Below are 8,637 nucleotides of genomic sequence, written 5' to 3' on the forward strand. Positions count from 1 at the left end.
CACGCGTGACCACGCCCGCCCCTCGCACGCCGCGCTCCGCCGCGCCCCCGCCGCCGTACGTCCCCGAGCGCGAAGAGACGAACGCGCCGGCGGACCTCATCGACTGGGGCTTCCTCTTCGACGGGCTGGGCTTCGTGCGCAGGGCCATCTTCCGGCACTGGTTCCTGGGCCTGTGCATCATCGCGGTGATGAGCGGCCTGGGGTCGCTGGCGGCGAAGCTGATGCCGCGCAAGTACCACGTCGAGACGCGGATGCTGACGTACCGCAACCTCATCATCTCCTCGCTGGTGAACCCGGGCCGGTCCATCCCGGTGGAGGCGGATCAGCCCACGCGCGCCGCGTGGGAGATGGTGCTCAGCCGGGGCAACCTCAAGTCCGTCATCAAGAACGCGAAGCTCATCGAGTACTGGGACCACATGCGCTCGCCCATGAGCCGCATGAAGGAGCAGTACCTGAAGAAGGCCCCGCCCCCCATGTCCGACGAGGACAAGGAGGAGGCGCTCATCGCGATGCTGGAGACCAGCCTCAACGTGATGGCGGAGGGCGGCAGCGGCACGGTCACCATCGGGGTGGACTGGGGCGACCCGCAGATGGCCTTCAACATCGTGGAGGCCGCGTCCCAGAACTTCCTGGACATGCGCCACGAGTCGGAGATGGGCGCCATCTCCGAGTCCGTGAACATCCTCCAGGGCCAGGTGGCCAACGAGGCCGCGAACATCAAGCAGGCCATCAACGACCTGGAGCGCGCGGTGAAGCAGGCGGACGCGCGCCGCAAGAAGAAGGAAGCGGACCCCAAGCAGGCCAGCGCGCGGCAGGCGCTCCTGCAGACGGACCACGCGCTCGCGCAGCTGAAGTTCCTGGTGCAGGCCAAGCGCCGCGCCATCCGCGACGTGGAGGAGTTCCGCAGCCGCCGCCTCACGGAGCTGCGCGCGCAGCTGGCGGAGCAGCGCGTCGTCTTCTCCCCGCAGCACCCGGTGATCGTGGATCTGGAGCAGCGCGTGGCGACGATGCAGGCGGACTCGCCGCAGCTGACCTCGCTGCGCTCCGAGGAGCAGTCGCTCATCCAGGAGTACCTGCGCATGGGCGGCACGGACGTGGACTCCGCGACGGAGGGCTCCAGCCTGGCGGGCTTCGGCGGCCCGATGGCGGGCGCGATGCTGGGCACGCCGGATGATCCGGAGGTGGCGGTGGCCACGGACCGGATGCGCATGGTGGTGATGCGGCACCAGGAGAAGCTGCGCCGGTTGGACCAGGCGCAGACGGAGCTGGAGATCTCCAAGGTGTCCATGAAGCACCGCTACAGCGTGCTGCTCCCGGCGCTCTTCCCGGAGAAGCCGTCCAAGCCGAACCCGAAGCTCATCGCCATCGCGGGCGTGGTGGGCGGGGTGGCGCTGGCGGTGTTCGCGGCGGTGGCGCTGGACATCCTGCGCCGCCGGGTCCTGGAGAAGTGGCAGGTGGAGCGGCTGCTCAAGCTGCCCGTGCTGGCGGAGCTGGAACGCCGCTGAAGGTTCGTGCGCTCGGCCGTCCATGAAGATGGCGCGAGCGCGGGGGTGACACTGTCGTGACGGTCTGGACCTGGGTGGACGTGGCGCTGTGCGTGGGACTCCTGCCGGTGGTGGTGGGCTGCGGCTACCTGCTGCTCCTGACGCTGTTGTCGGGGCGCAAGGCGGCGCCGGCGCCGCCGTCTCCCGAGGCGAGGAAGTTCGACATCATCATCCCCTCGCACAACGAGGAGCTGGGCATTGCCCGGACGGTGGCGAACCTGTCCGCGGTGGACTACCCGGCGCACCTGCGGCGCATCCTCGTGGTGGCGGACAACTGCTCCGACGCGACGGCGGAGAAGGCGCGCGAGGCGGGCGCCACGGTGCTGGAGCGCCAGGACGCGGAGAAGCGCGGCAAGGGCTACGCGCTGGCGCACGCCTTCGAGCGCAGCCTGCGTGACGGCTTCGCGGACGCGGTGGTGGTGGTGGACGCGGACACGGTGGTGTCCGCGAACCTGCTGCACGCGTTCTCGCGCCGGCTGGAGGACGGGGCGCACGGCGTGCAGGCGCACTACGGCGTGATGAACCCCACGGCGTCGTGGCGCACGCGGCTGATGACCATCGCGCTGGGCATGTTCCACCGCGTGCGCTCCATGGGGCGCGAGCGGCTGGGCGTGTCCTGCGGCCTGCGCGGCAACGGCATGTGCTTCACGCACGCGGTGATGAAGCAGGTGCCGCACGACGCGTTCAGCGTGGTGGAGGACCTGGAGTACGGCATCCGCCTGGCGCGCGCGGGGCACCGCGTGCACTACGCCTGGGAGGCGGAGGTGCTGGGCGAGATGGTGACGGCGGAGAAGCAGAGCCGTTCGCAGCGCCAGCGCTGGGAGGGTGGCCGCGCGCAGATGCGCAAGCTGCACGGGTGGCCGCTCTTGAGCGACGCGCTGAAGCAGAAGAGCGGACTGCTGCTGGACCTGTCCATGGACGTGCTGGTGCCGCCCCTGAGCCAGCTGGCGCTGGCGACGGTGGCGGGCTCGGTGCTGGCGGCCGGGGTGGTGTGGCTGTCCGGTGGCACGGCGGTGGCCGCGTCCGCGCTGGCGTCGTTCGGCATGATGTCGCTGGCGCTGTACGTGCTGCGCGGCTGGTGGGTGTCCGGCGTGGGCCCGCGTGGCCTGCTGGACCTGGCGTGGGCGCCCATCTACGTGGTGTGGAAGGTGTGGCTGATGGTGCGCGGCCCCGGCGCGGAGAAGCGCGGCGAGTGGGTGCGCACCACGCGTGAGGCGGAGCGGCGGTAGCTCAGCGCCCCGGCGCGGGCCGCTTCGACGGCTTGCGCTTCACGGCGGGCGTGGCCCCCAGCGACGCCTGGATGGGGCACACGGTGTCCGGGGGGCAGAAGCCCTCGGCCATCAGGGTGGTGATGGCGCGGCGCATGCGGCGCAGGTCGTCGATGCGCGTGTCGATGGCCTGGACCTTCGCCTCCGCGAAGCGGGCCACGTCGCGGGTGGGGGTGCCGCGCCGGTCCGTGAGGGCCAGGACGGCGGACACCTCCTTCAGCGTGAAGCCCAGCTCCTGCGAGCGGCGGATGAAGCGCACGCGGATGGCGGCTTCGGGTCCGTAGAGGCGCTGGCCGCTCTCGCTGCGGTCCATGGGTAAGAGCAGCTTGCGGCGCTCGTAGAAGCGCAGCGTGGACAGCTTCACGCCGGATTCACGCGCGAGCGCGCCGATGCGCAGGGGAGTCACTTCAACGGGCCGTCGCGGGGATGCCACCACGCCACCTCCTGGCGCCAAGGATGGCACCGCCCTGGGCGAACATCCACGCCAGCTCCAGCACGAGGAACCCCACGAGCACCCGCGTCGCACCCTGCGTGAGCGCCCACGCCATCCACGTGGAGAACAGCGCCCGGCCCGCCGTGTCGGCGGCGCCGTTGAACGCGGTGGGATGGAAGAGCCGCACGACGGACCACAGCGTCACGATGGTGCCGAAGAGGGCCACGAAGAACAGGTGCGAGGACGTGAACGCGGGGAGCGGCTCACCGCCCAGCCCCAGCGCCTGGTGCACGGACCGGAGGTTGGAAAGCACCACCTCCGCGGTCCACGGCGTGGCGAAGGGGACGGTGACGACGAAGTCATACAGCGCGCTGGCGAAGACGACGCGGCGAAGCAGGGACGGTTCAGGGTTCATGCGAAGGACGCTAACCCCTGCACCTTGGTGCAGAGGCAAGGGCCTCCGTTCAGGTCCCTGTCGCGGCAGCCGCCACCCGCCGCCGTGCGCCGAGCAGGAGCGCACCCTGTACGAACATCCCCGCCGCCTCCATCACGAGGAACGCGCCAAGCACCTGCGTCGCCCCCTGCATGAGCGCCAACACCATCCATGAGGCGACGAGCCCCCGGCCCACCGTGTCGATGGCGCCATGCAGCGCGGTGGGCTGGAGGATGCGGACCAGCGCCCAGATGACAGCGAGCACGCCGAAGAGGGCCACGAAGAACAGGTGCACGGACGCGAAGGCCGGCATGGCCTCGCCTCCCAGTGCCAGGCCTTCGTGCACCCACCGCATGACGCCCAGCATCGCGCCCGCCGTCCACGGCGTGGCGAACGGCAACGTGACGACCAGGTCGTAGACCGCGAAGCCACGGACGGCGCGCTGAAGCAGGGAGGGGCTCATGCCGGGAACACTATCCCGGCCGTGTGACCTGGACCTCAGTCCGCCAGCGGCATGCCGAAGTCCGGCTGGCCGCGCTCTCCGGACACCCAGCGGTACACCTCCAGCACCTGCTCCGCCTTCGCCTTCCAGGTGAAGTGCTTGAAGATGCGCGCCCGCGCGCGCTCGCCCATGGGGCCAATCACGGACGGATCCGCGACCAGCTTCTCCAGCACTCCGCGCACGCGCTCGACAATCTCCTGCGGCGTGCCCATGGGAATCGCGAAGCCCGTGGCCGGGCTGACAATCTCACCCGGACCGCCGTAGTCCATCACGATGGGCACCAGCCCCAGCGCCATGGCCTCCGCCACCACCGCGCCGCCGAACTCGCGCACGCTGGGGAAGCCGAAGAGGTGGTTCTTCGACAGGCGGCCCTGCAGCTCCTGGTGCTTCACCCAGCCGGCGAACGTCACCCCGTTCTCCAGCCCGCTCTTCGCCACCTGCGCGCGCAGGTTCTGCATCTCCGCGCCGTCGCCGATGAGCTCCACCTGCACCTTGCCCTCGCGCACCAGCGGCGCCGCCGCGTCGATGAGCATCGCCATGCCCTTGTACGGCACGAAGCGCCCCACGAACGCCACCCGCAGCGGCTCCCCGGCCTTCGGCGGCTCCGCCTTGGACGTGCCGAAGCGGCGCACGTCGATGGCGTTCTCCGGGATGTAGACCACCTTGTCCTGGTACTCCTGGGACAGCTGCGCGCGCGTCGCCCGCGAGCCCATCATCAGCGCGGACGCGTTCTGCCGCGTCGACTTGTAGAAGGGCATCAGCTTGTAGACGTCCCGGATGTAGCTCAGCCACTCGCGCTCACGCACGCGCGCGTCCCCGAAGCCCTTGGGCCACGGCAGGCCGCCGTTCATGGGGCCCATGATGAAGGGCACCCCGGCGTCCGCGCACCGCGCCGCCAGCGTGCTGGGCGTCGTGGGGCTGATGGGCGTGTAGCGGTGCACCACGTCGAATTCCTTCGCGCGGATGCGGTCCCCGAAGCGCCGCCAGAGCAGCTCCTCGAAGTAGTAGTACGGCAGCACGCTCAGCGCCGTGGCCGTCGTCCAGCCCACGCCCGCCTTGCCGCGCAGCACTTCGCCCACCTTCTCCAGCGGGCGCTCCACCGGCGTGGAGTCCAGCGCGGTGAAGTCCCTCCCCTCCACCAGGCCCTGCTTGAGGATGTTCTCGCGGTTTCGGACCTGGGTGACCAGGTGCACGTCCGCCACCTCGGCGAGCGCCCTTGCCAGGGACCAGCCTTCCAGGGGAACGCTCACCCAGTCAGGGTTGCACAGCTCAGCAATCAGGAGGACGCGGGGTCGGGAGCCAGCCATACGGCATCCGCATCTATCCCAACCCGGCCCCGGGATATAGCCTCCCTCTCCGCTCCGATGGCCTCTGAACCTTCCCGCGCCGCCTGGCTCCAGTACATCGTCATGGTCGTGGGCCTGGGAGCCGTCACCCTGGGCGCGGCCGCCGTGGGTAACGGGGACCCCATCGTCACGCTGGCGCCCGTGCTGGCCCTCACCGTGGTGTGGGTCATCCTGAAGGTGCCGCTGCGCTACCTGGCCATCGTGGTGCTCTACCTGGTGCTCGCGGTGGACTACACACCCGAGCGCCCCCAGTCGATGTTCTGGCCGTCGCCGCTGTTCCCCCTGGGGAAGCTGCTGTTCACCCAGATGCACGAACTGGTGGGCATTGGCGCCCTGCGCTTCCCGCTCATCGACGGGCTCATCGTGGGGTCCATCGGCATTGGCATCTACCGGCGGGCCACGAAGTCCAAGATTGATCCGCCGGTGGTGCCCATCCCCCGGCCGCTGGCGGTGGTGCTGGCGATTTCGTTCTTCTCCATCATGTGGATGGAGGTGTGGGGCATCGCGCGGGGCGGGGACATCAAGAACTCGCTCTGGCAGTGGCACCAGGCGGCGGTGCTCCCGCTGGTGGCGATGATGTACCAGTACAGCCTGCGCGGGCCGGAGGACTGGCCGCTGGTGGCGAAGACCATCATCCTGGCGGCGCTGACCAAGTCCGCGGTGAGCACCTACTTCGCGCTCGTCATCGTGCCGGCACAGGGGCTGGAGGTGGAGTACACGACCTGCCACTCGGACTCGATGACGTTCATCTTCGCGCTCACCGTGTGCATCACGCGCTGGCTGGAGCGGCCCAAGTCCGGCCATGCCATCCGCGGCATCATCATCATGCTGCTGGTGTTCATCGGGATGTTCTTCAACGACCGCCGGCTCGCGTACGTGAGCCTCGTGGGCGGGCTGGCGGCGGCGTACTTCTTCAACCCGTGGACGCCGCTGAAGAAGGCCCTCACGCGCGGGCTCATCGCGTGCTCGCCGCTGCTGGTCGTGTACTTCCTGGTGGGGTGGAGCTCGAACAGCAGCGTGTTCAAGCCGGTGGCGACCTTCCGCTCCATCATCGAGGGCCAGCACGCCGAAGGAGAGCTGGACTACCGCGACATCGAGAACCTCAACCTCATCGCGACGTGGAACACGAACCCCGTGTTCGGCACGGGCTACGGGCACGAGTTCCTGGAGCCCTACCCGCTGCCCAACATCGCGTTCGTGTTCCCCACGTACCGCTTCCACCCGCACAACTCGCTGCTGGGCCTGCTGGCCTTCGGCGGGTGGTTCGGGTTCACGGGCGTGTGGATGTACCTGGTGGTGACGGTGTACCTGGCGGCGCGCTCGTACCACCGCGCGTACGCGGCGGAACACCGGACCGCGTGCCTGGTCATCGTGGGGGTGGTGGCGTCCTACCTGAACCAGGTGTTCGGAGACATGGGCATCATCTCGTACATCTGCACGTTCCAGGTCGCGGTGTGCTCGGTGCTCGCGGGCAAGCTGGCCATGGTGACCGGCGCGTGGCCCTGGCCGCAGCGGGAGAAGGTGCTGGGCCTCACGCGCGCCGCGCCGGAAGAGGCCCCGCCCACGGGCGCGACGGCGGCCTAGCGCGGGCCTAGCGCTGGATGGACAGGATGCGCCACCCGCGCGTGTCGATGGCGTACGTGGCGCTCGCGTCCGTCACGGGCCCGTCGCTGTTGCAGGCGTCCTGCCGGGGCACGAAGCGCACGAACATCACGCCGTCCGGGCCGGGCGCCGACCACACGTCGAAGGAGTCCCGCCGGTAGAGGCACAGCTCGTCCGCGGTCGCGCCCTTGTGCGGCTTGAGGTCCAGCGGGCGGAAGTCGTCCATCGCCAGCTGGGTCGCGGCGGCGACGAGCGCGGGCGTCTGCATGCGCCCCTCCGCGGGCAGGTCCAGGGGGAACTGGAAGCGGGCCGCCTCCTCGGGTGGCGCATGGGGAGGCCGCACCGGGCGCGTGAAGAGCGCACAGGCGCAAAGGGGCAACGCGAGCAGCGCCGCGAGCCCGCGCTTCACGAACAACCCTGACGAACCCTCGCGCCCCATCTAGTCCTCCACGGGCGTGATGAAGCCCGTGTCCTTGTCCGCTTCATGGATGTACCCGATGAGCTTCCACGTCTTGTCCCGCCGCAGGTAGACCTCGCCTGGACGGTTCTCGCCCTTGTACGGGACCAGCTTCGTCACGGTACATCCTGAATCAAATTGGACCCTGAGGGTCCAACGTTGTGACTGACTCCAGCGGTCCTCCTGTGACATTCCCGACGGGAACCAGGGGTGGCTGTGGAAGTCCGCCAGGGTGGAGGGCAGGCCCCGGTCGTCCTTCACGACGCTGGGCACGCTGCAGCTCTTGCGGCGCAGGTCCGCGCCCACCAGCGTCGTGCGTCCCAGGGGCGACGGCCAGCTCGCGTAGTACTCCCCGCCGCCCAGCGAGTAGATGAGCCCGCAGTACTCCTGGCCGTAGTCCCGCTCCTTCGCCCGGTCCAACGCCATCACCGCCGGGCAGAGCTGGTCGATGACCTCGTCCACGTCCTTGGAGGGCTGGATGGCGGGCCACGGCCCCTTCACCCAGACCCGGGCGCCCCGCTGGCCGAAGAGGGTGTCCGTGCCGCTCTGGAAATAGGACGTGCCGGCGCAGCCCGCGAGCAACGCCACGCCCACCGTCCATGCATTCCGTCCGCGCATCCCGTTTCGCCGCTCCCGTGAGGGGAACCGGGAAAGCGCATAGCACGGGCTAAACTACAAAACCAGGATTCAAGGCAAAGCTCACCCGGCCCGTCCGCCCTGCGGCCAGCCCTTGGCCCTCCGCGTCATCCCCGGTGGACAGCCCCTGTCCAAGATGATTGTTTGTTCTCAAATCATCCTGATGGGGAGAGTGCCGTGCGCCGTTTCGTGCCGCCGTGGATGTGGGGGTTGTTGTTGTTGGGACCGGCGGGGGCGTTCGCGCTGGAGGCGGGAGTGGCGCCGGCCGGCTCGGAGCCCCGCTCTCCGCTGCTGGAGCTGCTGCCTCCCGTGTTCTTGCGCCCGCTGTGGGGGCTGGAGGCGTGGCAGTGGCTGGGGCTCGCGGCCGTGGTCGTGGGGGCGTGGGTGCTGGGGCGGCTGGTGGAGGCGGTGACGTT

9 protein-coding genes and 1 pseudogene are annotated in these 8,637 nt (G+C 69.7%); 4 read left to right on the plus strand and 6 right to left on the minus strand.

Annotated features, from left to right (window positions below; all coding sequences use genetic code 11):
- Nucleotides 1–5: 5 nt before the first annotated feature.
- Together epsV and epsU are read left to right on the plus strand one after the other, a co-directional pair.
- Complete coding sequence (gene epsV, locus D7W81_RS37050) at nucleotides 6–1,505, plus strand: PCP family exopolysaccharide biosynthesis protein EpsV (RefSeq protein ID WP_120560100.1); 1,500 nt, start codon at nucleotides 6–8, stop codon at nucleotides 1,503–1,505.
- Nucleotides 1,506–1,561: 56 nt separating this feature from the next.
- Nucleotides 1,562–2,773, plus strand: coding sequence for an exopolysaccharide biosynthesis GT2 family glycosyltransferase EpsU (epsU, locus tag D7W81_RS37055; RefSeq protein ID WP_120560092.1), 1,212 nt, complete (start codon nucleotides 1,562–1,564; stop codon nucleotides 2,771–2,773).
- Between the two features lies 1 nt (nucleotide 2,774).
- Here the strand turns inward: epsU and D7W81_RS37060 are convergent, their stop codons facing one another.
- The 4 genes from D7W81_RS37060 to epsH are packed head-to-tail and all read right to left on the minus strand — an operon-like array spanning nucleotide 2,775 to nucleotide 5,487.
- A complete protein-coding gene (locus tag D7W81_RS37060; RefSeq protein ID WP_158621768.1) occupies nucleotides 2,775–3,245 on the minus strand; it encodes a MerR family DNA-binding protein in 471 nt (156 codons plus the stop codon).
- A complete protein-coding gene (locus D7W81_RS37065) occupies nucleotides 3,220–3,660 on the minus strand; it encodes a hypothetical protein (RefSeq protein ID WP_120560094.1) in 441 nt (146 codons plus the stop codon). Before D7W81_RS37065 ends, D7W81_RS37060 begins: the two co-directional genes overlap by 26 nt.
- Nucleotides 3,661–3,709: 49 nt before the next feature.
- Nucleotides 3,710–4,141: a hypothetical protein gene (locus D7W81_RS37070; RefSeq protein ID WP_120560095.1), complete on the minus strand. Its 432-nt coding sequence runs from the start codon at nucleotides 4,139–4,141 to the stop codon at nucleotides 3,710–3,712.
- Between the two features lie 35 nt (nucleotides 4,142–4,176).
- Nucleotides 4,177–5,487: an exopolysaccharide biosynthesis glycosyltransferase EpsH gene (epsH, locus tag D7W81_RS37075; RefSeq protein ID WP_120560096.1), complete on the minus strand. Its 1,311-nt coding sequence runs from the start codon at nucleotides 5,485–5,487 to the stop codon at nucleotides 4,177–4,179.
- A 57-nt stretch (nucleotides 5,488–5,544) separates the two neighbouring features.
- On the opposite strand from epsH, the gene wzy reads away from it, so the two are divergent.
- Complete coding sequence (wzy, locus tag D7W81_RS37080; RefSeq protein ID WP_120560097.1) at nucleotides 5,545–7,110, plus strand: exopolysaccharide repeat unit polymerase; 1,566 nt, start codon at nucleotides 5,545–5,547, stop codon at nucleotides 7,108–7,110.
- 7 nt (nucleotides 7,111–7,117) lie between these two features.
- Here wzy and D7W81_RS37085 read toward each other — a convergent pair whose 3' ends face one another.
- Nucleotides 7,118–7,567 (minus strand): hypothetical protein, encoded by a 450-nt coding sequence (locus tag D7W81_RS37085; RefSeq protein ID WP_120560098.1) that lies wholly within the window; start codon nucleotides 7,565–7,567, stop codon nucleotides 7,118–7,120.
- Nucleotides 7,568–8,203 (minus strand): hypothetical protein, encoded by a 636-nt coding sequence (locus D7W81_RS37090; protein ID WP_120560099.1) that lies wholly within the window; start codon nucleotides 8,201–8,203, stop codon nucleotides 7,568–7,570.
- A 195-nt stretch (nucleotides 8,204–8,398) separates the two neighbouring features.
- Here D7W81_RS37090 and D7W81_RS37095 point away from each other — a divergent pair.
- A pseudogene (locus D7W81_RS37095) lies at nucleotides 8,399–8,637 on the plus strand (mechanosensitive ion channel family protein); the annotation flags it as partial.

The sequence above is a fragment of the Corallococcus aberystwythensis genome (genome assembly GCF_003612165.1).
Taxonomy (GTDB): Bacteria; Myxococcota; Myxococcia; order Myxococcales; family Myxococcaceae; genus Corallococcus; species Corallococcus aberystwythensis.

Coding starts and splice junctions, on each gene's coding strand:
- D7W81_RS37065 (WP_120560094.1), bottom strand. CDS start 3,660: ATGAACCCTGAACCGTCCCTGCTTCGCCGCGTCGTCTTCGCCAGCGCG.
- D7W81_RS37070 (WP_120560095.1), bottom strand. CDS start 4,141: ATGAGCCCCTCCCTGCTTCAGCGCGCCGTCCGTGGCTTCGCGGTCTAC.
- epsH (WP_120560096.1), bottom strand. CDS start 5,487: ATGGCTGGCTCCCGACCCCGCGTCCTCCTGATTGCTGAGCTGTGCAAC.
- wzy (WP_120560097.1), top strand. CDS start 5,545: ATGGCCTCTGAACCTTCCCGCGCCGCCTGGCTCCAGTACATCGTCATG.
- D7W81_RS37085 (WP_120560098.1), bottom strand. CDS start 7,567: ATGGGGCGCGAGGGTTCGTCAGGGTTGTTCGTGAAGCGCGGGCTCGCG.
- D7W81_RS37090 (WP_120560099.1), bottom strand. CDS start 8,203: ATGCGCGGACGGAATGCATGGACGGTGGGCGTGGCGTTGCTCGCGGGC.